This is a genomic window from Streptomyces sp. SAI-127 (assembly GCF_029894425.1).
GTDB lineage: Bacteria > Actinomycetota > Actinomycetes > Streptomycetales > Streptomycetaceae > Streptomyces.
Genome location: NZ_JARXYJ010000001.1, coordinates 7,554,365 through 7,579,058 on the forward strand (window position 1 = coordinate 7,554,365; position 24,694 = coordinate 7,579,058).

The following is a 24,694-nucleotide window of genomic DNA, read 5'->3' on the forward strand; positions in this document are numbered from 1 at the left end:
CCACCCGGGACGAGCCTACGCTCGGGTCGGCCGAGCGTACCTCCGGCTGCGGCACACGAGATCATCCCTGGGTACGCCGTCGCACTGTCTGGAGCCCGTCCGTTGAAGCGCCCTCTCCTGCTCGTCACCCTGCTCGTTCTGGTGACGGGATGCTCGACCGCCCCCGACTCCGCGTCCGGAGAATCCCGTTGGCGGCCCCGCCCCGGTGTCGCCTGGCAGTGGCAGCTGACCGGCCGTGTCGACACGTCCGTGGACGTGCCGGTGTACGACATCGACGGCTTCGACCAGTCCGAGGCGGTGGTGTCGTCCCTGCACCGCAAGGGCCGCAAGGTCATCTGCTACCTCTCCACCGGCGCGTGGGAGGACTGGCGCCCCGACGCCGGCAAGTTCCCCGAGTCGGTGATCGGGCGCGGCAACGGCTGGGAGGGGGAGCGCTGGCTCGACATCCGCGCCACGGACGCCCTGGAACCGCTGATGGCGGACCGCCTCGACATGTGCCGCGAGAAGGGCTTCGACGCGGTGGAGCCGGACAACATGGACGGCTACAAGAACCGCACGGGCTTCGCACTGACGGCGGCGGACCAGCTCCGCTACAACCGCCTGATCGCCGAAATGGCCCACGACCGCGGGCTGTCGGTCGGCCTGAAGAACGACCTCGACCAGATCCCGGAGCTGGTGGCGGACTTCGACTTCGCGGTCAACGAGCAGTGCGCGCAGTACGCCGAGTGCGCGGACATGGAGCCGTTCATCAAGGCGGACAAGGCGGTCTTCCACGTCGAGTACGAGCTGCCCACCAGCCGCTTCTGCGCCGAGTCCCGGCGGCTGAAGCTGAGTTCGATGCTGAAGAAGTACGAGCTCGGGGTGTGGCGCGAGGCCTGTTAGAAGTTCATCGACAGGATCACCAGGGCCGCCGTCGCCGCGGTCTCCGCCAGCCCGCCGAACACGTCCCCGGTCACCCCGCCGAAGCGGCGCGTGCAGTGCCGCAGGAGAAGCTCGGCCGCTCCCACGGCGGCGGCGACCGCGAGGACCGCGCGGACGATGTCGTACGACCCGAGGAGCGCACCCGCTCCGGCCGCGCCCAGCGTCACCGCGACGGCCACCGGTATCGCACCTCGTACGGGGACCACCCCCGCCACCGCGGCCCCCAGTCCCTCCGGCCTGGCCGGCGGGACCCCGGCGCGGGCCGCCAGCGTCAGGACCAGCCGCGCGGCCGTCGCCGAGACCACGGCCGCCGTCGCACCCCGCGCCCACGAGTCGCCGTACATCTGCGACAGCGCGGCCACCTGAGCGAGCAGTACGAAGACGAGGGTGATCACCCCGAACGGTCCGATGTCCGACTGCTTCATGATCCGCAGGGCGTCCTCGGCGGGCTTGCCGCTGCCCAGGCCGTCGGCGGTGTCCGCGAGGCCGTCGAGGTGCAGGCCCCGCGTGAGGACCGCCGGTACGGCGACGGTGGCGACCGCGGCGAGCAGTGCGGAGGAACCCAGGGCCAGGAGCAGGAGGCCCAGCGCGGCCGACACACCCCCCAGTGCCACCCCGACCAGCGGAGCGCACAGCATTCCGCCGCGTGCCGCCTCCCGGTCCCAGCGGGTCACCTTCACGGGGAGCACGCTGAGCGTGCCGAAGGCGAAGCGGAGACCGTCGAGCGGGGGCGGGGTCATGGACACGTCGGCAGGGTAGCCCGGACGCCGTGGCCGCCGGGCGGCCCACCCCTGCCGGTCGGAGACTGGGGAACATGGGTCACTGGCTGGAGCGCAACATCGTGGAACCGGGCAAGCTGCCGTTGCTCCTCGCCCTGACCGCGTTCGTACTGACCTTCCTGATCACGCGGGTCATCACCCGGCTCATCCGGGCGGGCAAGGGTCCCTTCGGCAACGTCAGCACCGGAGGGGTGCACATCCACCACGTGGTGCCCGGAGTCGTCCTCACCGTCGTCGGCGGCTTCGGCGCGGTCGCGAGCGGGCGGAACGGCTTCGTGGCGGGGCTGTGCGCGGTGGTCTTCGGCATGGGCGCGGGTCTGGTGCTGGACGAGTTCGCGCTGATCCTGCATCTCGACGACGTCTACTGGACCGAGGAGGGCCGCAAGAGTGTCGAGGTCGTCGTCCTCACCGCGGCGCTCGTCGGCCTGATGCTCGCGGGATTCTCGCCGTTCGGTGTCAACGACGTGACGCAGGAGGAGGCCCAGGACCGCGGCGGCGTGATCAGCAGCGTCGTGGTCAACTTCCTCTTCGCGATGCTCGTCCTGTTCAAGGGCAAGACCCGGATGGCGATCTTCAGCGTGATCGTCCCGCTCGTCGGCCTGATCGGTGTCATCCGCCTGGCCCGCCCGGGTTCCCCCTGGGCCCGGCGCTTCTACCGCCGCCGCCCGCGCGCCCGCGCCCGGGCCACCCTGCGCGCCTACCACCGCGACAAGCGCTGGTCGGGCCCCCGCCGCAAGTTCCAGGACCTGATCGGCGGCAAACCGGACCCGACCCCGTCGCTGGAACGCCGCTGACGCGCCGCGGGGATCTTGGTCAGTGGTGAGGGGCGGTCGGCGTCCATGCCGGTTTCCGGGGCCTGGGCCGCACGCGCTGCGCGGGGAGAAGAGCGTCGTCCGGTCGCCGTCCTCCGGCGATCCGACGGCGGCCACCCGGAGGCCTGGCTGGGGGCGATCGAGCTGTGGCTCGCCGGGGCGCGGGCGCACGGGTGGCTGCCGGCGGTGATGGGCGCGGGTGAGGACGCGGGGACGGCGTCCGCGGCGGTGCTCGGCTCAGGGTTCGCCGGGCGGCAGCCCCGCGACCCGGAGGCCTGGCTGGGGGCGATCGAGCTGTGGCTCGCCGGGGCGCGGGCGCACGGGTGGCTGCCGGCGGTGATGGGCGCGGGTGAGGACGCCGGGACGGTGTACGCGTCGGTGCCCGTCAGGGTTCGCCGGACCGCAGCCCCGACCCGGCCTCTTCCCTCGCACGCCGCCGACGTGCCGCCGGGATCGCACACAGCACCAGCATCGCCGCGATCGCCGCCAGGTGTTCCCTGCCGGCGAGGTTCTCCTTCACCAGCACCTCCGCCACCATCGCCGCGATGACGGCACCCGCGGTGACCCGGGCGCCGTGGCGCAGGGCGAGGAAGACCGCGAGGCCCACCACGGCCGCCGACGGGCCGGTGTCGACGACGTGCGCGTCCGAGGCGGACAGGCCGAGCGGGCTGTCGGGTCCCAGCCAGATGCCCACGCGCGCGTACAGCGTGCCGGCGAGCGTGGCCGCGTACGCCAGAGCGAGCGTGCGCCGGCGGCCCAGACAGATCTCGGCGATCCCGAACACGAACAGGATCTGCGCCAGCGCGCCCCACACCGGCAGGTCAAGGGCCGGCACGAACAGGGAGAGGGGAGTGCGGAGCAGGGCGAGCCACAGCGGGTCCGCGGCGCGTACGGCACCGGCGTCCTGGACGAAGTCGTAGCCCCACGACTGGTTGTGCACGAAGTGCAGGGCGGCCGTCAGCCCGACGGCCGTCAACGCCAGGGGGACCGCCCGCCACTTCCGGCGCAGCAGAGGTCCGCGCACGGTGACGTACAGCGGCCCCCACTCCGCGCGGGCCCAGCGGGCGAGCGTCTGCATCCCATGGTCCTCATCTGTGCGTGCTCAGGTGCTCCCGCCGCTGTAGCCACCCCGGCAGTCCCGGCACCTCCAGGAACCCCTCCGCACGGGCCGAGGCGATGCCGATGCGCGGCAGGTCCGCGCTCTTCTCGAAGAGCAGGAACCGCGGTTCCCAGATGGGCCGGTACTTGGCGTTGGCCCGGTACAGGGACTCGATCTGCCACCAGCGCGAGAAGAAGCTGAGCAGCGACCGCCACAGCCGCAGCACCGGCCCGGCACCAAGACGTGCACCACGTTCGAAGACCGAACGGAACATGGCGAAGTTGAGCGAAACCTGGGTGATCTGGATCTCCTGGGCCCGGTTCAGCAGCTCGATGACCATGAACTCCATGAGCCCGTTGTCCGCGTCGCGATCCCGGCGCATCAGGTCGAGGGACAGCCCGTGCGGCCCCCACGGCACGAAGGAGAGCACCGCCTTCAGCTCACCGTCGCCGGCACTGCACTCCAGCGCGACGCACCGGCCGTCCTCCGGATCCCCGAGCCGCCCCAGCGCCATGCTGAACCCGCGCTCGGTGGCACCGTCCCGCCAGTCGTCCGCACGCCGTACGAGAGCCGCCATCTCCTCGGCGGGGATGTCCTCGTGGCGCCGGATCCGTACCGTGTACCCGGCACGTTTGACCCGGTTGTAGGCCTGCCTGACGGTCCGCATGGCCCGCCCCTCCAGCGTGAACTCGGCGACCTCGACGATCGCCTCGTCGCCCAGCTCCAGCGCGTTCAGGCCGTGCCGCGCGTACACCGTCCCCGCGTCCTCACCCGCGCCCATCACCGCCGGCAGCCACCCGTGCGCCCGCGCCTCGGCGAGCCACGGCCCGATCGCCCCCGGCCAGGCCTCCGGGTCGCCGATCGGATCGCCGGAGGCCAGCGAGACCCCGCTGACGACCCGGTAGGTCACGGCCGCCTTCCCGGTCGGCGACCAGACGACGCTCTTCTCCCTGCGCAGCGCGAAGTACCCGAGCGAGTCCCGCTCGCCGTGCCGATCCAACAGCTTTCTCAGGCACCGCTCGTCGTCCTCGGTGAGCGGGTCGACCGCACGCCGGGAGCGGAAGGCGGCGTAGAGGACGGCGAGGACGAGGATCGTGCTGAGCACGTTGATGACGACGTTGACCCAGTTCGCCGTGAGGATCCCGTCGAAGCGGGAGTCGTCGGCGGCGACGGAGACCAGCCGCAGCGTGCCGTACCACCACCGCTCCCCGAAGGCCGAGGACCTCGAGGCCTGATTGGTGACGGTCACCAGCAGCGCGGCCAGCAACGAGCACACGAGCAGTCCGCCCACGGCCACGGCGGCGGCGAGCCGCGGATTGGACCGGTCACCCTTGGCGTAGAACTCCCGCCGGCCGACGAGCAGGGCGGCGACGAACGCGGCCGTGAGGCCGAGCGAGATCCAGTTCTGCGCGTACCGCCGGATCTCCGGGAACGCCATCGCGAAGACGAACAGCGCGAGGAACGCCCCCGACAGCACCAGGTTCAGGATCCACGCCGCGCGCTTGCGCCGCCGCATGGTGATCGCGAGGAAGGCCGTGAACACCCCGGAGGCGAAACCCGCCGTCAGCAGATACGGCGTGAAGAAGTCCTCCTGGTTGTGCCGCCGCACGTCCTGCCCCAGCGAGACCCACACCGCGCTGAGGAAGTTGACGAACGCGACGACCCGCAGGTACCAGACGGCGAACCCGGCGGCCCGCCGCGAGGCAGCGGTGAACCGGCGGGCATCCCGAACAGGTGCAACTCGGACATCTCCCATGAAGGGCGATCATGCCCGTTGCGCCGGCGATTCTGCCGCAAGGGCACTCACCGGTCCGGGACTACTCCTCGTCGGACACCTTCTCCGGCTCCTCCTCGGAAACCGCGGGCTTCTCCGGCAGCTCGGCGGCCAGCGCCGCCGCGGCCTGGACCAGCGGCAGCGCCAGCAGTCCGCCCGCGCCCTCCCCGACCGTCACGCCATGGTCGAGCAGCGGGTCCAGGGCCATCCGGTCCAGCGCCTTCGTCTGTCCCGGCTCACCGCTGTTCTGCCCGGCCAGCCACCAGTCCGGCGCCCGGAACGCGATCCGCTGACCCACCAGCGCACAGGCGGCCACGACCACCCCGTCCAGCACGACGGGCAGCTTGCGCACCGCGCTCTGGAGGAGGAAGCCCGTGATCGCGGCGAGGTCGGCCCCGCCGACGGTCGCCAGCAGTTGCAACTGGTCCCCGAGCACCGGCCGCGCCCGCCGCAGCGCGTCCCGGATCGCCGCGCACTTGCGCATCCAGGCCAGGTCGTCGATCCCGGTCCCGCCGCGCCCGGTCACGACGGACGCGTCGGTCCCGCACAGCGCCGCGACCAGCACCCCGGCCGCCGTGGTCCCGCCCACGCTCACATCGCCGAGCACCACGAGATCCGTACCGGAGTCGGCCTCCTCGTCGGCCACCGCGACCCCGGCCCGGAAGGCGGCCTCCGCCTCCTCGAGGGTCAACGCGTCCTCGACATCGATACGACCGCTCCCGCGCCGCACCCGATGCCGTACGACATCCTCCGGCAGCTCGGCCGGATCGCAGTCCAGCGCCATGTCGACGACCCGTACCGGCACACCCAGCCGCCGCGCGAGGATCGACACCGGACGGCCGCCCTCCAGGACCTCCCGCACCAACTCCGAGGCGCTGCCCGCGGCCCGCCCCGAGACGCCCAGTTCGGCGATCCCGTGGTCACCGGCGAACAGCACGACCCGCGGCCGTTCGACCGGCCGTACCGGTACGGCCGCCTGCGCCGCGGCCAGCCACTCACCCAGGTCGTCCAGGCGGCCCAGCGCCCCGGGCGGCACGATCTGACGCTCCCGGCGCGCCTCGGCGTCGCGACGCACCCCGCCGTCGGGACGCTCGATCAGATCGGTGAAGTCGTCGAGATTAAGCGAGCTCATTCGCCGAACAGTACCGGCCCTGATCGAACACGGGGGCGCCACATGGCCATGACGTCATTGCACCCGAGATCGGGATCCCATACGTTCCGATTTGCAGCGAATTGCCGTACGTTCCCGGGAGGCCTCATGCCCGCACCGACCGCCCCTTCCGTACGGCGTCTTCGCTCCACCGCCCGCGCGATACTGCGGTTCCCCGAACCGGAGAGCTGGCTGGACGTGGAGACGGGGGACGCGGACTTCCCGGAGGCGGCGAGAACGTTCTTCCCCTACACGGCCTTCGACGGCCTGGACCTCAGCCACCGCGTCCTGCACGCCCAGGCGGTCGAACGCCTGGAGGAAGGCCACCTCGGCCGGCTGACGGACCCGCAGATCACCGCCCGTCTCCGCGCCCGCTACGACGTGGTCAGCCTGCTGAACCAGCGGCCCCGCACCAAGGATTTCCAGGCCGCCCTCGCCGTCCTTCGCCCCGGCGGCCACCTCCTCGTGGAATGCCAGGACGACCCCCGCGCCGAGTTGGAGTCCCAGGGCTGCACGATCGTCACCACGGCCCGCAGATCCGCGCACATCCCCGGCCGCGTGACGACCCGCCTGCCCCCGACGGTGAACGGACCGCTGGACTTGGCGGCGAGAGCGCTGGACCACACCCTGGCCCTCCTCCTCGCCGGCACCCGCTTCGCGAAGGCGTACCGGGTGATCGCCCGCAAGAACACGGACACCTCAGCCCCGTAGCACCATCGCCTGCCCCGCCACCACCAGCACCACCTGCTCGCACTCGCCCGCGAACGCCGCGTTCAGCCGCCCCAGCTCGTCCCGGTACCGGCGCCCGGACGCGGTGGCCGGCACGATCCCCGACCCCACCTCATTGGACACGGCCACCACGGTCCGCCGCGCGCCCCGCACCGCCTCCGTCAACTCCCGCACCCGCGACCGCAGTTCGCGCTCCCCGCCGTCGGCCCACTCCGCGTCGTCCCACGCCCCCACGGCGTCCATCGCGTCGGTCAGCCACAGCGACAGACAGTCGATCAGCAGCGGCGCCCCGTCGTCCTTCAGCAGCGGCACCAGGTCGCACGTCTCGGTCGTACGCCACGACCCGGGCCGACGCTCCCGATGGGCGGAAACCCGGGAGGCCCACTCGGTGTCCCCGTTCCGCGACCCGCCGGTCGCCACGTACAGCACCTCGGGGAAGGACTCCAGCCGCCGCTCGGCCTCCACCGACTTCCCGGACCGCGCCCCGCCCAGCACCAGCGTCCGCCGCGGCACATCCGGTACGTCCTCGTAGACCCCGACGACCAGAGTCGTCCCGTCGGGCACGGCCCGCGCCCCCGCCGCGGCCAGCCGCCGCCGCAACTCGGCCCCCGGCGGCACATCGTGATCGACATGCACGGCGACGACGTCCGTCGTGGGCCCGACAGCGCCCACGGCCCGCAGCCGGGCCAGCGCGTCCGGCCGCCGTACGACATCGACGAGCACCATGTCGTACGAGTCGACGGCCCCCTCCTCCAGCCCGGCGGGCGCACCCCCCGGCGGCAGATACAGCGCCCGTTGTCCGTCGGGCCCGGTGACGGCGTACCCGGTCCCCGGCGCGTCCATCGCCACGGCCCGCACCCGATGCCCCGTCAGCAACGCCAACTCCCGCCCGTCCGGCACCCGCCCCGGCTGCGGAAGCCCGGCCGGCACCTCGACCGGGGGCCCGTCATGGGGGTGCGACAGCAGAACCTGCCGTACGCCACCGAGCGAGTGCCCGGCGCGGGCGGCCGCGAAGGCGGCACCGGGAGTGAGATCGAGCAGCAGGGTCTCGTCGACGAGGACGGCGGTGGCACCACGTGCGTCCGCCCCGACGGCGACCGCGCAGGCGGCGCAGGGACAGCCGGGGCGGGGAAGGCCGTTGGGGGCACCGGTACCGAGCAGAGTGAGTTCCACGGAAACGATTCTCGCCGGTCCCCGTTGATCTTGCGCGAGCGGAGGCACCCTATGGGGCGCGGGGCCGCGTCGATTCCGCGCCTCCGCCGCGACCACCTGCCGCGATCTTGTTCCACCGACCCCAGCGGAACGCATAGGCTCGACCACTGACCGTGCTCATACGAGGGAGGCCTGCATGGCGACATGGACCTGGCGATTCGAGAAGGCCGACGGCGCTGAGACCCAGCCCGCCGTGGAGCCGGAGGAGTTCACCACCCAGGGAGACGCCGAGTCCTGGCTCGGCGAGTACTGGAAGGCCCTGCTCGCGGGCGGCGCGGAACAGGTACGGCTGTTCGAGGACGCCACGGAGATCTACGGTCCGATGAGCCTGCGCGCGGCCGAGGAGGCATGACCTCGACGGGCGAGGGTGCCGTGGCCCCCTCGCCCGCCTCCGCTCAGCCCCGCACTCCGCACAGGTGCAGCAGCGCGGCGACCCCGCGATACGGATCCGTCCGCCCGGCCCGCTCCTCGCAGGCCAGCAGCGCCTCCAGATCGGCCGGCGCCTCGGTGTCGTCCGCCGCGGTGTCGGTGAACACCCGCACGCCGTACCAGGCCTGGAGCGGTGCCCCGATCCCGGCGAGCGTCGCGGTGAGCGTGCTCAGCCGGTCCGCCCGCACATCGAGCCCGAGCCGATTGCGATAGGCGGTCGTGTCGAACGCGGCGAGCGCCGCGCCCCAGTCCCCGGCCAGCCCCGGCCGCATCGCCAGCGCGTCACCGTTGCGCACGAGCAGCGACAGCAGCCCGCCCGGTGCCAGCATCCGCGCCAGCCCGGCGAGGAGCGGGTCCGGCTGATCGACGTACATGAGCACACCGTGGCAGAGCACCACGTCGAAACTGCCCGGCAGGAAGTGCACCCCGGTGTCCCGGCCGTCGCCCTCGATGATCCGCATCCGCTCCCGGATGCCCTCGGGCTCGGCTGACAGGGCCTCCCGGGCCGCCGCCACCATCGTGGAATCCTGTTCGAGCCCGGTCACCTGGTGCCCGGCCCGGGCCAGCCGCAGCGCCTGGGTGCCCTGACCCATACCCACGTCGAGCACCCGCAGCCGCTGCCCGACGGGGTACCGCCCGACTATCTGCTCGTCGAGCTGCCGGGCCACCAGCTCCTGTCGTACGACATTCCGCAGCCCGCCCAGCTTGTTCAGCCAGGCATCCGCCGCGCCCCCGGAGAAAGACGTCGTACTCAGGGCCGCTCTCCGCGCTTGACCTGCGGCTTCGGCAGCCGGAGGCGACGCATCTGGAGGGAGCGCATCAGGGCGTAGGCGACCGCGCCCTTGCGGTTGTGGTCCGGGAAGCGCTCGGCGAGCCGCTTCTTCAGACGGAAACCGGTGAGGATCGAGTCGAGCACGATGAGCACGATCACGACGAGCCACAGCAGCAGCGCGATGCTCTGCAGCGCACCCACCTGCACCAGGCTCAGCACGAGGATGACCACGGCCATCGGCAGGAAGAACTCCGCCACGTTGAACCGGGCGTCGATGGTGTCGCGGGCGAACTTGCGCACCGGGCCCTTGTCCCGCGCGGGCAGGTACCGCTCGTCGCCGCCGGCCAGCGCCTGGCGCTGCCTCTCCAGCGCGCTGCGGCGCTCCTCGCGCTGGCGCTTGGCGGCGTCCTTGCGCGTCAGCGACGTATTGGCGACGCTGCGGCGCTGGGACTGGGCCTCACTGCGCTTGGGCGTGGGCCGGCCCTTGGGGGCCTGCGGGTCGCGGGGCTGCTTGGAGTCGGTCAGCTGCGCCTTGTCGGCGACGGCGGCCTTCTCATCCTTGGTGGCACGGCTACGGAACACAAAACCCAAGGGTAAGGGGTGTCCGGGGTTGGACCCCAGCCCGGTGGGGAACGATCCGGCAACACCAGTCGTCATGTAGGGGGACAGAGGGGACGTCCGGTGATCGGTTGCTCACCCTGAAGGTCACCTACTCCTTACGCCGGAGCAAGGGATTGGTCAGTCGTCCTTGGGGATGAGCGCATCCGTCCCGGAACAGTGCGTCAATGGATGCAGGGCCCGTACTGTGGGTTCTGTCGCAGAGCTGGAGCTGGAAGTCCGTCAGAAGGGGGCGCGCGAAGCCCATGAGCGGTGTCATGAAGCGTATGGGGATGATCTTCCGCGCGAAGGCGAACAAGGCCCTTGACCGGGCCGAGGACCCGCGCGAAACCCTCGATTACTCGTACCAGAAGCAACTGGAGCTGCTCCAGAAGGTGCGCCGGGGCGTGGCCGACGTGGCCACCTCCCGCAAGCGCCTGGAACTCCAGCTGAACCAGCTGCAGTCGCAGTCCTCGAAGCTGGAGGACCAGGGCCGCAAGGCGCTCGCGCTCGGCCGGGAGGACCTCGCCCGTGAGGCGCTGTCCCGCCGTGCCGCGCTCCAGCAGCAGGTGACGGACCTCGAGACGCAGCACTCGACGCTGCAGGGCGAGGAGGAGAAGCTCACCCTTGCGGCCCAGCGCCTCCAGGCCAAGGTGGACGCCTTCCGCACCAAGAAGGAGACCATCAAGGCGACGTACACCGCGGCCCAGGCCCAGACCCGTATCGGCGAGGCGTTCTCCGGCATCTCCGAGGAGATGGGCGACGTCGGCCTGGCGATTCAGCGGGCCGAGGACAAGACGGCACAGCTCCAGGCCCGTGCCGGCGCGATCGACGAACTGCTCGCCTCCGGCGCCCTCGACGACCAGTCCGGCATGCACAAGGACGACATCCAGGCCGAGCTGGACCGGCTCTCCGGTGGTACGGATGTAGAGCTGGAACTGCAGCGCATGAAGGCGGAGCTGGCGGGAGGGTCGTCGTCGCAGCAGGCCATCGAGGGCGGCACCGGCCAGTCGCAGTCCCAGCAGCCGCAGGACACCCCACGCTTCGACAAGCAGTAGGGCCCACGCCGAGGAGGGCGACATGATCGTACGGATCATGGGGGAGGGGCAGGTGAGGCTGGCCGAGAGCCACCTCGCCGACCTGAACAAGCTGGACGACGAGCTGCTGGCCGAGATGGAGAACGGCGACGGCCCAGGTTTCCGCCGCACCCTCCAGGCCCTCCTCACCAGGGTCCGCGAACTGGGCGAGCCCCTCCCGGACGACTCCCTGGAACCCTCCGAACTGATCCTCCCGTCCCCGGACGCCACCCTGGAGGAGGTCCGGGACCTGCTCAGCGACGACGGCCTCATCCCGGGGTGACCGGGCGGACGGTGCGCTCCCGGGGACGACGGTCACCGCGTCTCCGGCCCGGCCACCCGGGACGTACAGGCAGCCTCCGTTCCGCCTCCGCGGGGGCACCCGTACCGTTGCGGACGTGAGCACTCTCCAGCGCGCCAGACAGCAGTTCAAGGCGCATCCCCTGGCCCTGGACGCCGTCCTCGCGGCGGGCGTCCTCGGCTGCATGATGGCGGGCTCCTTCGTGGCGCCCCATGAGAAGGACGCCGTCAGCTGGAGCCTGCGCACCCCGGAGTTCCTCAGCCTGGTGCTCATGGTCCTCGCGGCTCTGGCCCTGGTGTTCCGCCGCCGTGCCCCCCTCACGGTCCTGGCCCTCACCGGCACCGCCTCCATCATCGAGTGCGTCACCGGCGATCCACGGGCCCCCGTCGCCATGGCCGCCGTCATCGCCCTCTACACGGTCGCCTCCGCCACCGACCGCCCCACCACCTTGCGGGCCGGCCTGCTCACCATGACCGTGCTCACCGCCGCCGCGATGCTCGCAGGCCCGCTGCCCTGGTACGCCCAGGAGAACCTCGGCATCTTCGCCTGGACCGGTATCGGTGCCACCGCGGGCGACGCCGTCCGCAGCCGCCGCGCCTTCGTCCAGGCCATAAGAGAGCGCGCGGAGAAGGCCGAACGCACCCGCGAGGAGGAGGCCCGCCGCCGCGTCGCCGAAGAGCGCCTGCGGATCGCCCGCGACCTGCACGACGTCGTCGCCCACCACATCGCCCTGGTCAACGTCCAGGCCGGAGTCGCCGCGCACGTCATGGACAAGCGCCCCGACCAGGCCAAGGAAGCCCTTGCCCACGTCCGCGAGGCCAGCCGCTCCGCGCTCAACGAACTCCGCGCCACCGTCGGCCTGCTGAGACAGTCCGGCGACCCCGAGGCCCCCACCGAACCCGCCCCCGGACTCGCCCGCCTCGACGAACTCGTCGGCACTTTCCGCAGCGCGGGCCTCCATGTCGAGGTCGCCCGCGCCGACCACGGCACCACCCTCCCCGCCGCCGTCGACCTGGCCGCCTACCGGGTCATCCAGGAAGCCCTCACCAACGTCCAGAAGCACGCCGGCACGGAGGCCAAGGCCGAGGTCAGCGTCGTACGCGTCGGCCCCAACCTGGAGATCACCGTCCTCGACAACGGCGCCGGCGAGGACGACGACCCCGACAGCGGCGGCGGTCACGGCCTGCTCGGCATGCGCGAGCGGGTCACCGCCCTGCGCGGCACCCTCACCACCGGTCCCCGCTACGGCGGCGGTTTCCGCGTCCATGCGATCCTGCCGGTCAAGACCCGCACCCCGGCCGCGGGCGGCGCCGTATGACCACCACCCCTGCCACGGGAGAGCCCGTATGACGATCCGTGTCCTGCTCGCCGACGACCAGGCACTGCTGCGCAGCGCGTTCCGTGTGCTCGTCGACTCGGAGCCGGACATGGAGGTGGTCGGCGAGGCGTCCGACGGTGCCGAGGCGGTCCGGCTGACCAGACAGGAGCGCGCCGACGTCGTCCTCATGGACATCCGGATGCCCGGCACGGACGGCCTCGCGGCCACCCGCATGATCAGCGAGGACCCCACCCTCGCCCACGTCCGCGTGGTCATCCTGACCACCTTCGAGGTCGACGACTACGTCGTGCAGTCCCTGCGGGCCGGTGCCTCCGGCTTCCTCGGCAAGGGCAGCGAACCCGAGGAACTCCTCAGCGCCATCCGGGTCGCGGCCGGCGGCGAGGCCCTGCTCTCCCCGGCCGCCACCAAGGGGCTGATCGCCCGCTTCCTCGCCCAGGGCGACGCCGACGGCAACGACCCGGTGCGCTCCGAACGCCTCGCCGCCCTCACCGTCCGCGAGCGCGAGGTCCTCGTCCAGGTCGCCGGTGGTCACTCCAACGACGAGATAGCCGAGCGCCTCGAGGTCAGCCCGCTCACCGTCAAGACCCACGTCAACCGGGCCATGGCCAAGCTGGGCGCCCGGGACCGGGCCCAGCTCGTGGTGATCGCGTACGAGTCGGGGCTGGTACGGCCGAGGGTGGAATGACCCGACGAGGTCCGCGAAAAGAATTCTCGTGGTGATGTCGAGAACCCGTGCCCCGCTCCGTCCCCGTGGTGAGAGCGATCAGAATGGGTCGCATCAGGACCGAGGAGAGACACCATGGCCAAGTACCTGCTGCTGAAGCACTACCGTGGCGCTCCGGCTCCGGCCAACGACGTGCCCATGGAGCAGTGGACGCCCGAGGAGATCTCGGCGCACGTGCAGTACATGCGGGACTTCGCGGACCGGCTGGTGAAGACCGGGGAGTACGTCGACGGGCAGGCGCTCGCTCCCGAGGGGACGTGGGTGCGGTACGACGGCGAGGGGCGCCCGCCCGTCACCGACGGGCCGTTCGCCGAGACCAAGGACCTCATCGCCGGCTGGATGGTGATCGACGTCGACAGCTACGAGCGGGCCGTCGAGCTGGCCGGTGAGCTGTCGGCCGCCCCCGGTGCCGGCGGAAAGCCGATCCACGAGTGGCTGGAGCTCCGCCCGTTCTACGCGGCGTTGCCCACCGACCCGGAGTGCCACCCCGGTGGATGAGGCGCTCCTCAGAAGACTCACGCCGAGCGTGCTCACCGTCCTCGTCCGCCGGGGAGCCGACTTCGCGGCGGCCGAGGACGCCGTCCAGGACGCGCTCGTCGAGGCCGTCCGGGTCTGGCCGGCGGACCCGCCACGGGACGCGAAGGGCTGGCTGGTCACCGTGGCCTGGCGCAAGTTCCTCGACGCGACCCGCTCGGACACCGCGCGCCGCCGACGTGAGGACCGTATCGAGGAGGAACCGGCGCCCGGACCCACGCCCGCCGTGGACGACACGCTCCAGCTGTACTTCCTGTGCGCCCACCCCTCGCTCACCCCGTCCTCCGCCGTCGCGCTCACCCTGCGCGCCGTCGGCGGACTCACCACCCGCCAGATCGCCCAGGCCTACCTCGTGCCCGAGGCGACCATGGCGCAGCGCATCAGCCGGGCCAAGCGCACGGTCTCCGACGTCCGCTTCGACCAGCCCGGCGACGTCGCCACCGTGCTGCGCGTCCTCTACCTGGTCTTCAACGAGGGCTACTCCGGCGACGTCGACCTCGCCGCCGAGGCCATCCGGCTCACCCGGCAGCTCGCCGCCGCCATCGACCACCCCGAGGTCGCGGGGCTGCTCGCCCTCATGCTGCTCCACCACGCCCGCCGCGCCTCCCGCACCGCCCCCGACGGCAGTCTGGTGCCGCTCGCCGCGCAGGACCGCACCCTCTGGGACACCGCGGCGATCGCCGAGGGCGTCCGGATCCTGCAGACCGCTCTCGCCCGCGACCGGCTGGGCGAGTTCCAGGCCCAGGCCGCGATCGCCGCCCTGCACGCCGACGCACCCACCGCCGAGGAGACCGACTGGGTGCAGATCGTCGAGTGGTACGACGAACTCGCCCGCCTCACCGACAGCCCCGTCGTCCGCCTCAACCGGGCGGTCGCCGTGGGCGAGGCGGACGGCCCCCGCGCGGGCCTGGCCGCCCTGGCCGCGATCGAGGACTCGCTGCCCCGCCGCACCGCGGCCGCGGCCTATCTCCACGAACGCGCCGGCGACCTGACGACCGCGGCCCGCCTGTACGCCGAGGCCGCCCACAAGGCCCCCAACCTCGCCGAACGCGACTACCTGACCCGCCAGGCGGCCCGGCTCAACTCCCGTACGCCACACTGACGGTGCGGCCGGGACCTTCGTGAGGCTGGGCCGGGCACCCCGTTACCTATGCTGGGTGCTCGCAGTGCCGCACGGGGGAAGGGGACGCGGGCGTGCCGTTGAACAAGGACGACCCGAAATCGGTCGGCGGGTACAAGCTGGTCGACCGGCTCGGGTCCGGGGGAATGGGCATCGTCTACCGGGGAAGATCCCGCTCCGGGCGCGAGGTCGCGGTGAAGGTCGTGCACGCCCAGTACGCCGAGGACCCCGTCTTCCGCACCCGCTTCCGCCAGGAGATAGAGGCCGTGCGCAAGGTGAGCGGCGCCTTCACCGCACCGGTGGTGGACGCCGATCTGGAGGCGGCGCGGCCGTGGATGGCGACCCAGTACGTCCCCGGCCGCTCGCTCGCCGACCGGATCTCCGAGCTCGGCCCACTGCGGGAGACCGAACTGCGGCGCCTGGCGCTGGGGTTGGTGGAGGCCCTGCGGGACATCCACCGTGCCGGTGTCGTGCACCGCGACCTCAAGCCCGGCAACGTCCTGATGGCAGACGACGGCCCCCGCGTCATCGACTTCGGCATCTCCCGGGCGGCGGAGAACAACCCCCTGACCGAGACCGGCCAGATGATCGGCACCCCGCCCTTCATGTCCCCGGAGCAGCTCACCGACGCCCGCACGGTCGGCCCGGCCTCCGACGTCTTCGCGCTCGGCGCGCTGCTGGTGTACACCCTCACGGGCCGGGGGCCGTTCGACGCGGACAGCCCCTACCTCACGGCGTACCAGGTGGTCCACGACCAACCGGTCCTGGACGGCGTACGACCGCAGCTGCGGGCGGTCCTTCAGAGCTGTCTGGCCAAGAAGGCCGCGGACCGGCCCGGACTGGACGCCGTGGCCCGGGAGTTCGCGAGGGTGCTGCCCGAGGAGGCGATGGACGGCCCGCAGACGGTGACCCTGAGCGGGGACCTGCCGGACCTTTCCGACACCGGGACCCCGAGCCCGGGGTCTGCCACGTTGCCGGGCCGCCGAGGTCGGCTGCGCCCGCTGTGGGCGGCGACCGCCACGATCGGCGTGGTGGCTCTCGGGCTGACGGCGTATCTGCTGACCGGACCGGGACGGACGGGCGGCGACAGCGCGGGCGGCGGCACGGCCGGTGCGCAGGCCGCCGTCTCCCGCTGGACGGCGTTGCCCAGTGGTTGGCAGCCCTGGCAGACGACGGTGTACGCGGATGCCGAGCGGGGCCTGACGAAGGGGATCACCCTCCTGGAGGGAGGGATGGACAGCGGCCCGGAGTGCCAGATGTACGAGGGTTCCGTCTACTGCGCGGGCGACGCGGTTCTGCCTGTGCGCCTTGACGGAGTCACCGGACGGGCCGACTGGCGCGCCGACGGGGTGCCGTCCGTCGTGAGGAAGAGGTCGCACGTCTTCTCGCTCCTCGGGGTCGCGGACGACGTGATGCTGGTCGAGCAGCACTACCAACCCGAGGGCGGGAATCTCGTGATCTCGGTCATTGCCCTCGACACCGGGACGGGGGAACGGCTGTGGCGCCGCACGGTGGACTCCGCGTCGAGCCACCCGTACCTCTCGGGCGACCTCCTGCTCGTCCCGGACATCGAGCGCGGATCGGTGACCGCACGTTCGGCGCGCACCGGCGCCGAGCGCTGGAAGGCGCCGCTTCCGGCGGGGATGCAGTGCGACCCGGCGCGCTCGAACGAGGGCCTCTACCTGGAGTGCGTACCCGCCATGACGGCCAGCAAGGAGAGGCTGGTCATGGGTTTCGACCGCTCCGACGGCTCGGTGCGGCGTCTGACGGTGCCCAATCAAGCGACCCTCGTCGGCACCTACGACGGCCGCCTGCTCTACCTCGAGGAAGGGCACCTGGCCTCCGAGGGCAAGGGACCCTTCTCCCGGATCCGGCTGGTGAACCCGGACACCGGTGCCGCCACGACGACGGAGCTGGCGAAGGAGTTCGAGGGCACGGTGACGACGGCGGACGGCGTGCTGTGGTTCGTCGGCACCTCCGGACAGGTGACCGCCGTGTCGGTCCGCACCGGCAGGCAGCTGTGGCAGACCCGGACCAGCCTGCAACAGCCGAGCGGTGTCACCGCCGCCCCGCGCCCCGGCGTGGTCTATCTGTCCAGCGCCGGCGGCCGGGTCGCGGCCCTGGACGCCAAGAAGGGCACGCTGCTGTGGGAAACCCTGCCGCGTGCCCAGTGGGTGAACGACCTGAACGAGCGGCTGCCCAGGGTGCTGCTCCACAAGGGCGCCCTGGTCGTCACCACCCCGTCCGGCGATGTCTTCACCCTCGACCCCGCCCACCCCGAGCGGACCTCCGCATCGGGGTGAGCGCGTCTCACGACGGTTCTACGGCAGCGCCAGCATCCGCTCCAGCGCCAGCTTCGCGAACGCCTCCGTCTCCTTGTCGACCTCGATCCGGTTGACGAGCTTGCCCTCGGCCAGCGACTCCAGGGTCCAGACCAGGTGGGGCAGGTCGATGCGGTTCATGGTCGAGCAGAAGCAGACCGTCTTGTCGAGGAAGACGATCTCCTTGCCCTCGGGGGCGAAACGGTTCGCGAGCCGGCGTACGAGATTGAGCTCCGTGCCGATGGCCCACTTCGAGCCGGCCGGGGCCGCCTCCAGCGCCTTGATGATGTACTCGGTAGAGCCGACGTAGTCCGCAGCGGCCACGACCTCGTGCTTGCACTCGGGGTGCACGAGGACGTTCACACCGGGGATCCGGGCGCGGACGTCCTCCACCGACTCCAGCGAGAAGCGGCCGTGCACCGAGCAGTGGCCGCGCCACAGGATCATCTTCGCGTCGCGCAGCTGCTCGGCGGTCAGGCCGCCGTTCGGCTTGTGCGGGTTGTAGAGGACGCAGTCCTCCAGCGTCATCCCCATGTCCCGCACGGCGGTGTTGCGGCCGAGATGCTGGTCGGGGAGGAACAGCACCTTCTCGCCCTGCTCGAAGGCCCACTCGAGAGCCTTCTTGGCGTTGGACGACGTGCAGATGGTGCCGCCGTGCTTGCCCGTGAACGCCTTGATGTCCGCCGAGGAGTTCATGTACGACACCGGCACGACCTGCTCGGCTATGCCGGCCTCGGTGAGCACGTCCCAGCACTCGGCGACCTGCTCGGCCGTCGCCATGTCGGCCATGGAGCAGCCGGCGGCGAGGTCGGGGAGGACCACCTTCTGGTCGTCGGACGTGAGGATGTCCGCCGACTCGGCCATGAAGTGCACACCGCAGAACACGATGTACTCGGCCTCCGGGCGCGCGGCCGCGTCCCGGGCCAGCTTGAAGGAGTCGCCCGTGACGTCGGCGAACTGGATGACCTCGTCACGCTGGTAGTGGTGGCCGAGGACGAACACCTTGTCGCCGAGCTTCTCCTTGGCCGCGCGGGCGCGCTCGACCAGGTCGGGGTCGGAGGGCGAGGGCAGGTCGCCGGGACACTCGACGCCCCGCTCGCTCCTCGGGTCGGCCTCGCGGCCGAGCAGCAACAGGGCGAGCGGAGTCGGCTGTACGTCGAGCTCCGTGGTCTGGGCGGTGGTCACGACACGCACCCTTTCTACTTTTCGTCGAACTGACGTTATCTATCATAACCCGGTTCACGTCACTTTGACGATGGCTATAGCGTCGATGTGACGTGAATCCCGGTCCTCCCGGGGCGGGGTGGTCCTCGGGTCGCTGTTCGCTTCGTCGCGGGTGTGCGAGCATGAAGAGGACAGGCGAAAAGACAAGTTGCTCGGCCCGGAATGAATCCGCGGCCCCGGCGGTTGCAATCGTCGGCAAGCAGTCTCCGTACAACCCGGGAGAGATGTAGATGTCCGTATCGGACGAGACCGGCACCGTCACCGACGGCATCATCCTGTCCGACGCCGCCGCGGCGAAGGTCAAGGCCCTGCTCGACCAGGAAGGCCGTGAGGACCTGGCCCTGCGCGTCGCCGTTCAGCCCGGCGGCTGCTCCGGCCTGCGTTACCAGCTCTTCTTCGACGAGCGTTCCCTCGACGGGGACGTCGTCAAGGACTTCGGTGGCGTCAAGGTCGTCACCGACCGCATGAGCGCCCCGTACCTCGGTGGCGCGTCCATCGACTTCGTGGACACCATCGAGAAGCAGGGCTTCACGATCGACAACCCGAACGCGACCGGCTCCTGCGCCTGCGGCGACTCCTTCAGCTAGGCGTCGAGTTCGACCACAGCTCGAGCGACAGAAGGCGGCGGCCCCCTCCGACGGGGCCGCCGCCTTCGCGTGTCTCCAGGGCTACTGGGCCCCGGAGGTCTCCGGCAGCCGTGCCCCCGCCTTCTTCAGCGGGATCTCCTTGCCGTCCGAGCCCACGACCTCGCGGTCACCGAGCGGCTCGTTCAGCGGCACGGTCTTCTGGATCTCCTTGGCGATCATGATGCAGACCTTGTCCGGCCACGGCGTATAGGTCACCTTGGCCGTCACCTCGCCCGAGGTCTCGCTCGCCGTCGCCGCGTAGTCCCCGCACACCCCGCCCGTGAAGCTCAGGGTCAGCTCGTCGCCCTCGGCCGAGTAGCCGTCCACCTTGACGTCCCGCGTCTTCGGCGCGGAGGTCGGCTGGTCCGAGGGTGCCGTGGGGGTCGCGGGTGACGTGGGCGTCGCCGTCGCCGAGGAGGCGAGGTACGTCGGGTCGACTGCCGGATACGTCACCGTGAAGGCGTCCTTCGCGCCCGTCGCCCGCACCTCGAACAGCCAGGACGGCACCAGCGCCGGCCGGCCGGCCACGAGATGCGACGCCAGCCCGAACACCGCCTTCTCGACGGTGAGCGTGCTCTTCGCGGGGCTCGCCGTCGACTCCCCGCAGGGCGCCTCCAACCGGTCCTTCAGCGGTACCGGACTGGCGCAGCCGCCGATCCCCATGCGGTGGTCGGCCGCGGGCACCTTGTTCAGCAGGCCCAGCGTCTTCTCGGCGCTCAGCACGGGATACGTGTCGCTCTTCACCGGCGCCTTCAACTGGCCGGTGCCGCCGACCACCTCACCCCGGCCGTTCACGGTGACGCCGGTCGTCCAGCCGTACGTGGGCAGCCCGCCCACGACCGGATCGGCGTTCACGACCCGCTGGGCGCCCATGACCTGGCTCGAGTCCAGCTTCGCGCCGTCCTGACCCGCCGCCTTCAGTACCGGCGCGGCGGCCTTCTCCGCGACCGCGACGCTCACCGGAGAGCCGGTGGGGGTCTGCTCCGCCCCGCACACGGTGGCGCTGTCACAGTGGTCGATGACGCGGGAGTAGCGCTGGAAGGTCCACGCGCCCGGCGCCTGCCGGTTCACCTGGAGACTCGGTCCCGAACCGTCCTTGGCCCCGACCCGCCAGACCTGTCCCTGCGCCACCGGCGTCCCGTCGACCCCGAGCGCCCCGGCGAGCCGCACCACGTCGTCCTCGGTGACCTGCCCCTGGGCCCGGTAGACCGGAGCCGAGCCGGGCCCCGCCGGGAGGCTGCCGTCGACGCGGTACGTCACGCCGTACGGATTCGGCTCCCCGGGCGCGATCCCGTTCCCCGCCCCACCACTCTCGCTGTAACCGTCGAGCGCGAGGGGCGGGGGAGTGTCGTCCCCCGACGCGCCGGAGCTCGTGCCGCCGCCGGACCCTCCGGAGGAACTGGCGGCGAGGTACGCCCCACCACCCCCGACCAGCAGGACGGCAGCGGCGACGGCGGCGATGACGACGGGGGAGCGGTGCCGACCGGAACGGGGGACCTCGGGGTCGGAGAGAGCGGCGACGTCGGGAACGTGATCATGGTCGGACCCCGCCCCGGCGACAGCGGTATCCGGCGCGGAAGGCTGAGGCTGATCGAGATCGGCGTCCACGCCCACGGGCTCGCCCGGGCCGACAGCGGCGTCGGGTGCCGGAAGCTTGCCGAGGCCGGTGCGGCTGGGAGTCGCCGCGCTGTCGCCATCGGCGGGAGCCTGTGGTGTGTCAGCGTCGGCATGGGCGTCGGGGGCCGCGGGGCCGTCCGGCTCGTCGGCAGCGGCGTCGGGTGCCGGAACCTTGCCAGGCTCGTCGGTGTCGGTGTCGGTGCCGGAGGCCGGGGAGTCGTCCGCCGCGCCCTCGGCCTGCTCCGTCGAGCCTCCCGCGGCACCGGAGGCTTCCTCGGTGCCCTCGGTGCTCGTCCCGTCGCCGGGAGCGTCGGAACCCCGCGTCTCCTCGACACCGCTCACTTCCTCGGCGCCGAGAGCCCCCGCATCGCGCGCTTCCGCAGAGCTCCCGTCCCCGCCGCCGGAGGCCTCGTCGTTGTCGGGTCGCTCGGTGTTCACCGCATCGCTCCTTCTGCTGCGCAACTGTCCCTCGACCCTGACCCGACCCTGTCAAAAAGGTCGGCAAACGGGTCGTATCCCGCATCCCCTTTCCGGGGGACGGCGATGGGACGCAGCAGGGGAGCGCGCGGTTCCCTCGAACGCGCCGACTCGAGCGCCGTGACTCAGTCGCCGTACTCCGACATCGCCTCCAGCAGCCGCGCGGAGCCCTCGGGAACCGTCACACCGTGGATGAGCGAGGGAGAAATCGGAAGGGAAACGATCCGGTCCGGAACCGCCCAGTGCGGAGCCATCCGGGCGCAGTCACCGAGCAGCGACGCGAGGCCCCCGTCCAGGTCGGCCGGGGCGGAGACGTACAGCTCAAGGTTGGTCATGACCGCACCGTATGCACGCCGGAGCCCGCGAAGAAAGATCTACTATCGGGTAGTTTTACCTGCTTCACCGCGCCGTCGGCCGCCTCGCAGTACCCCGTACGGACCCGATAGCGTTAACCGTCAATACACCCTCCCCCCAGGAGAGCCACGCCGTGCGCATCGCAGTCACCGGCTCCATCGCCACCGACCACCTCATGACCTTCCCCGGCCGCTTCGCCGACCAGTTCGTCGCGGACCAACTGCACACGGTCTCGCTCTCCTTCCTCGTCGACAACCTCGACGTACGCAGGGGAGGCGTCGGCGCGAACATCGCCTTCGGCATGGGCCAGCTCGGCACCAACCCGATCCTCGTCGGCGCCGCGGGCTTCGACTTCGACGAGTACCGCGCCTGGCTGGACCGGCACGGCGTCGACACCGCGTCCGTCCGCATCTCCGAGACCCTGCACACCGCCCGCTTCGTGTGCACGACCGACGCCGACCACAACCAGATCGGCTCCTTCTACACGGGCGCGATGAGCGAGGCCCGCCAGATCGAGCTCAAGACGGTGGCCGACCGGGTCGAGGGCCTCGACCTCGTCCTCATCGGTGCCGACGACCCCGAGGCGATGCTCCGCCACACCGAGGAGTGCCGGTCGCGCGGCATCCCCTTCGCCGCGGACTTCTCCCAGCAGATCGCCCGGATGAACGGCGACGAGATCCGGATACTGCTGGACGGCGCCACGTACCTCTTCTCCAACGAGTACGAGAAGGGGCTCATCGAGTCCAAGACGGGCTGGTCCGACGCGGAGATCCTGGCGAAGGTGGGCCACCGGGTCACCACGCTCGGCGCGCAGGGCGTGCGGATCGAGAGGGCGGGCGAGGAGCCGATCGTCGTCGGCTGCGCGGAGGAGGAGCGCAAGGCGGACCCCACGGGGGTCGGCGACGCGTTCCGCGCCGGGTTCCTGTCGGGGCTGGCCTGGGGGGTCTCGCTGGAGCGGGCGGCTCAGGTGGGCTGCATGCTGGCGACGCTCGTCATCGAGACCGTCGGGACACAGGAGTACCGGCTGCGGCGGGGGAACTTCATGGAGCGGTTCACCAAGGCGTACGGGGACGAGGCCGCGGCGGAGGTCCAGGGGCACCTGGGCTGAGGCTCGTCATCAGCTGATCCGGCGGATCACATATGCCGTTCCGTTGTCCGCCGGTTCCTCTCCTACGTACTCCTGCTCCCGCATCTCGCACCATGCCGGGATGTCCAGGCGGGCCGCCTCGTCGTCCGACAGGACCCGGACGGTCCCGCCCACCGGCACGTCCCCGATCACCTTGGCCAGTTCGATGACCGGGATGGGGCAGCGCTTGCCGAGGGCGTCCACCACCAGGGCGTCCCCGTGCACGGCAGTCGTCGGCGTCGGTGCTCCCAACTTCTCCCGTACCGCCGCCACCGCCCCCGGCAGCACCTCCAGGAACCGGTCGACCTCCTCGGAGACCGCCCCGAACGGCAGCGAAACCCGCACATTCCCCTCACTCAGCACGCCCATCGCCTTCAGCACATGGCTCGGCGTCAGCGTGCTGCTCGTGCAGGACGAACCGGAGGAGACGGAGAAACCGGCGCGATCCAGCTCGTGCAGCAAGGTCTCCCCGTCGACATAGAGACAGGAGAAGGTGACGATCCCCGGCAGCCGCTGCTCCGGATCCCCGACCACCTCCACGTCGGCGACCAGCTGAGGCACCCGCGCCCGGATCCGCGCCGTCAGCTCCCGCAGTCGTACGGCCTCTTGCGCGGCCTCGGCCCGCACCGCCCGCAGTGAGGCCGCCGCAGCGACGATGGCCGGCAGGTTCTCGAACCCCGGCGCTCGCCCCGACTCCCGCTCGTCGGCGGGCCCCTGAGGTGAGAATCGGACACCCTTTCTTACGGCGAGCAGGCCGACCCCCGACGGACCGCCCCACTTGTGCGCGCTGGCGGTCAACAGCGACCACTCGCCCTCGACCGGCCCCCACCCGAGCGACTGCGCCGCGTCCACCAGCAACGGCACCCCGGCCTGACGGCACACGGCGGCCACCTCGGCCACCGGCTGCACGGTCCCCACCTCATGGTTCGCCGACTGGAGACACGCCAGCGCGGTGTCGGGGCGAAGAGCATCGGCGTACGACTGAGGGCTCACCGCTCCCGTACGGCTCACCGGAACCTCACTCACCTCGAACAGCTCCGCCGAATGAAGTACCGAGGAGTGTTCGACGGCTGACACGATCAGGTGACGTCCGACGCGACGACGACCGGCGAGCGCCCCGGCGATCCCGCTGTGCACGGCCCGCGTCCCGGAGGACGTGAAGGTCAGTTCGTCAGCCCGGCACCCCACGGCCTCGGCAGCGGCCTCCCGAGCCGCATCCAACAACAACCGAGCCCGCCGCCCTTCCCGATAGAGACGGGAGGGGTCAGCCCACCCTTCGTCAAGCGCCGCCAACAGCGCCTGACGAGCAACGGGATGGAGCGGAGCACTGGAAGCAGCGTCGAAGTAAGACACACAGCCACGCTAACCCCCCAGGGGCGCGGGGAACTGCGCGACCAGCCACAACAGGCCCGCAGCCGCCAATTCAGCGAACCCCCTACCCAGTAGGCACCCCTCCCGCTGAACCCTCGGAGAGCGTCGGCTAGGGTTTGGTCCGCATAAACATCCAAACCCCTGCCCGACGCAGGGCGGCGACCGACCACCGAGTAAGGGCAGGCCGCAGCCAATCCGCGCGGGCGAGAC

The 24,694-nt window shown here is 71.6% G+C and carries 24 protein-coding genes; 13 read left to right on the top strand and 11 right to left on the bottom strand.

The genetic code is table 11. The annotated features are described in order from the left end of the window. Nucleotides 1-102: 102 nt before the first annotated feature. Nucleotides 103-882 carry an endo alpha-1,4 polygalactosaminidase gene (locus M2157_RS34720; RefSeq protein WP_280857090.1) on the top strand — a complete coding sequence of 260 codons (780 nt, stop codon included), beginning with the start codon at nt 103-105 and terminating at the stop codon, nt 880-882. Here M2157_RS34720 and M2157_RS34725 read toward each other — a convergent pair. Continuing rightward, a complete protein-coding gene (locus tag M2157_RS34725; RefSeq protein WP_280868323.1) occupies nt 879-1,661 on the bottom strand; it encodes an adenosylcobinamide-GDP ribazoletransferase in 783 nt (260 codons plus the stop codon). The two genes, M2157_RS34720 and M2157_RS34725, sit on opposite strands and share 4 nt — an antisense overlap. Before the next feature lie 74 nt (nt 1,662-1,735). On the opposite strand from M2157_RS34725, the gene M2157_RS34730 reads away from it, so the two are divergent. Beyond that, entirely contained in the window at nt 1,736-2,494 is a 759-nt protein-coding gene (locus M2157_RS34730; protein WP_266525772.1) for a hypothetical protein, read from the top strand. Nucleotides 2,495-2,897: 403 nt separating this feature from the next. On the opposite strand, the gene M2157_RS34735 is transcribed toward M2157_RS34730, so the two are convergent. The 3 genes from M2157_RS34735 to cobT all read right to left on the bottom strand — a co-directional run bounded on the left by M2157_RS34735 (nt 2,898) and on the right by cobT (nt 6,517). Beyond that, entirely contained in the window at nt 2,898-3,590 is a 693-nt protein-coding gene (locus M2157_RS34735; protein WP_280867209.1) for a hypothetical protein, read from the bottom strand. Between the two features lie 10 nt (nt 3,591-3,600). Then, the gene (locus M2157_RS34740) at nt 3,601-5,367 is read right to left on the bottom strand and encodes a phosphatidylglycerol lysyltransferase domain-containing protein (RefSeq protein WP_280867210.1); all 1,767 of its coding nucleotides are present in this window, start codon (nt 5,365-5,367) and stop codon (nt 3,601-3,603) included. Between the two features lie 61 nt (nt 5,368-5,428). Continuing rightward, complete coding sequence (gene cobT, locus M2157_RS34745) at nt 5,429-6,517, bottom strand: nicotinate-nucleotide--dimethylbenzimidazole phosphoribosyltransferase (protein ID WP_280857087.1); 1,089 nt, start codon at nt 6,515-6,517, stop codon at nt 5,429-5,431. A 126-nt stretch (nt 6,518-6,643) separates the two neighbouring features. Between cobT and M2157_RS34750 the strand changes: the two genes are divergently transcribed. Beyond that, nucleotides 6,644-7,246 carry a MarR family transcriptional regulator gene (locus M2157_RS34750; protein ID WP_348541815.1) on the top strand — a complete coding sequence of 201 codons (603 nt, stop codon included), beginning with the start codon at nt 6,644-6,646 and terminating at the stop codon, nt 7,244-7,246. On the opposite strand, the gene M2157_RS34755 is transcribed toward M2157_RS34750, so the two are convergent. After that, nucleotides 7,235-8,437 carry a bifunctional adenosylcobinamide kinase/adenosylcobinamide-phosphate guanylyltransferase gene (locus M2157_RS34755; protein WP_280867211.1) on the bottom strand — a complete coding sequence of 401 codons (1,203 nt, stop codon included), beginning with the start codon at nt 8,435-8,437 and terminating at the stop codon, nt 7,235-7,237. The two genes, M2157_RS34750 and M2157_RS34755, sit on opposite strands and share 12 nt — an antisense overlap. Nucleotides 8,438-8,612: 175 nt before the next feature. Here M2157_RS34755 and M2157_RS34760 point away from each other — a divergent pair, with 175 nt between their 5' ends. Further along, complete coding sequence (locus tag M2157_RS34760) at nt 8,613-8,828, top strand: hypothetical protein (RefSeq protein WP_057611769.1); 216 nt, start codon at nt 8,613-8,615, stop codon at nt 8,826-8,828. 43 nt (nt 8,829-8,871) lie between these two features. Here the strand turns inward: M2157_RS34760 and M2157_RS34765 are convergent, their stop codons facing one another. Together M2157_RS34765 and M2157_RS34770 are read right to left on the bottom strand one after the other, a co-directional pair. Beyond that, nucleotides 8,872-9,573, bottom strand: a complete 702-nt coding sequence (locus M2157_RS34765; protein WP_280857085.1) for a methyltransferase domain-containing protein — start codon at nt 9,571-9,573, stop codon at nt 8,872-8,874. An 83-nt stretch (nt 9,574-9,656) separates the two neighbouring features. Then, entirely contained in the window at nt 9,657-10,334 is a 678-nt protein-coding gene (locus M2157_RS34770) for a DUF3043 domain-containing protein (RefSeq protein ID WP_280857084.1), read from the bottom strand. Nucleotides 10,335-10,552: 218 nt separating this feature from the next. Here M2157_RS34770 and M2157_RS34775 point away from each other — a divergent pair, with 218 nt between their 5' ends. The 7 genes from M2157_RS34775 to M2157_RS34805 all read left to right on the top strand — a co-directional run bounded on the left by M2157_RS34775 (nt 10,553) and on the right by M2157_RS34805 (nt 17,671). After that, complete coding sequence (locus tag M2157_RS34775; protein ID WP_234358555.1) at nt 10,553-11,332, top strand: PspA/IM30 family protein; 780 nt, start codon at nt 10,553-10,555, stop codon at nt 11,330-11,332. A 22-nt stretch (nt 11,333-11,354) separates the two neighbouring features. Continuing rightward, entirely contained in the window at nt 11,355-11,633 is a 279-nt protein-coding gene (locus tag M2157_RS34780) for a hypothetical protein (RefSeq protein WP_062037737.1), read from the top strand. A 115-nt stretch (nt 11,634-11,748) separates the two neighbouring features. Beyond that, nucleotides 11,749-12,969: a sensor histidine kinase gene (locus tag M2157_RS34785; protein WP_280867212.1), complete on the top strand. Its 1,221-nt coding sequence runs from the start codon at nt 11,749-11,751 to the stop codon at nt 12,967-12,969. A 28-nt stretch (nt 12,970-12,997) separates the two neighbouring features. Further along, the gene (locus M2157_RS34790; RefSeq protein WP_280857082.1) at nt 12,998-13,675 is read left to right on the top strand and encodes a response regulator transcription factor; all 678 of its coding nucleotides are present in this window, start codon (nt 12,998-13,000) and stop codon (nt 13,673-13,675) included. A gap of 114 nt (nt 13,676-13,789) precedes the next feature. Then, a complete protein-coding gene (locus tag M2157_RS34795; protein ID WP_280857081.1) occupies nt 13,790-14,212 on the top strand; it encodes a YciI family protein in 423 nt (140 codons plus the stop codon). Beyond that, complete coding sequence (locus M2157_RS34800) at nt 14,205-15,350, top strand: DUF6596 domain-containing protein (RefSeq protein ID WP_280867213.1); 1,146 nt, start codon at nt 14,205-14,207, stop codon at nt 15,348-15,350. Before M2157_RS34795 ends, M2157_RS34800 begins: the two co-directional genes overlap by 8 nt. Nucleotides 15,351-15,442: 92 nt before the next feature. Further along, nucleotides 15,443-17,671 carry a serine/threonine-protein kinase gene (locus tag M2157_RS34805; protein WP_280867214.1) on the top strand — a complete coding sequence of 743 codons (2,229 nt, stop codon included), beginning with the start codon at nt 15,443-15,445 and terminating at the stop codon, nt 17,669-17,671. Between the two features lie 18 nt (nt 17,672-17,689). Here the strand turns inward: M2157_RS34805 and nadA are convergent, their stop codons facing one another. Next, entirely contained in the window at nt 17,690-18,874 is a 1,185-nt protein-coding gene (nadA, locus tag M2157_RS34810) for a quinolinate synthase NadA (RefSeq protein ID WP_037719710.1), read from the bottom strand. 269 nt (nt 18,875-19,143) lie between these two features. Here nadA and M2157_RS34815 point away from each other — a divergent pair, with 269 nt between their 5' ends. Further along, nucleotides 19,144-19,500, top strand: a complete 357-nt coding sequence (locus M2157_RS34815; protein WP_266525746.1) for an iron-sulfur cluster assembly accessory protein — start codon at nt 19,144-19,146, stop codon at nt 19,498-19,500. An 81-nt stretch (nt 19,501-19,581) separates the two neighbouring features. Here the strand turns inward: M2157_RS34815 and M2157_RS34820 are convergent, their stop codons facing one another. Both M2157_RS34820 and M2157_RS34825 read right to left on the bottom strand, forming a co-directional pair. Next, a complete protein-coding gene (locus M2157_RS34820) occupies nt 19,582-21,153 on the bottom strand; it encodes a hypothetical protein (RefSeq protein WP_280868325.1) in 1,572 nt (523 codons plus the stop codon). A 605-nt stretch (nt 21,154-21,758) separates the two neighbouring features. Beyond that, the gene (locus M2157_RS34825; RefSeq protein ID WP_280857077.1) at nt 21,759-21,968 is read right to left on the bottom strand and encodes a hypothetical protein; all 210 of its coding nucleotides are present in this window, start codon (nt 21,966-21,968) and stop codon (nt 21,759-21,761) included. A gap of 152 nt (nt 21,969-22,120) precedes the next feature. Here M2157_RS34825 and M2157_RS34830 point away from each other — a divergent pair, with 152 nt between their 5' ends. After that, entirely contained in the window at nt 22,121-23,095 is a 975-nt protein-coding gene (locus M2157_RS34830; RefSeq protein ID WP_266525742.1) for a carbohydrate kinase family protein, read from the top strand. A gap of 9 nt (nt 23,096-23,104) precedes the next feature. Here the strand turns inward: M2157_RS34830 and M2157_RS34835 are convergent, their stop codons facing one another. After that, a complete protein-coding gene (locus M2157_RS34835) occupies nt 23,105-24,466 on the bottom strand; it encodes a cysteine desulfurase/sulfurtransferase TusA family protein (RefSeq protein WP_280857076.1) in 1,362 nt (453 codons plus the stop codon). Between the last annotated feature and the right edge of the window lie 228 nt (nt 24,467-24,694).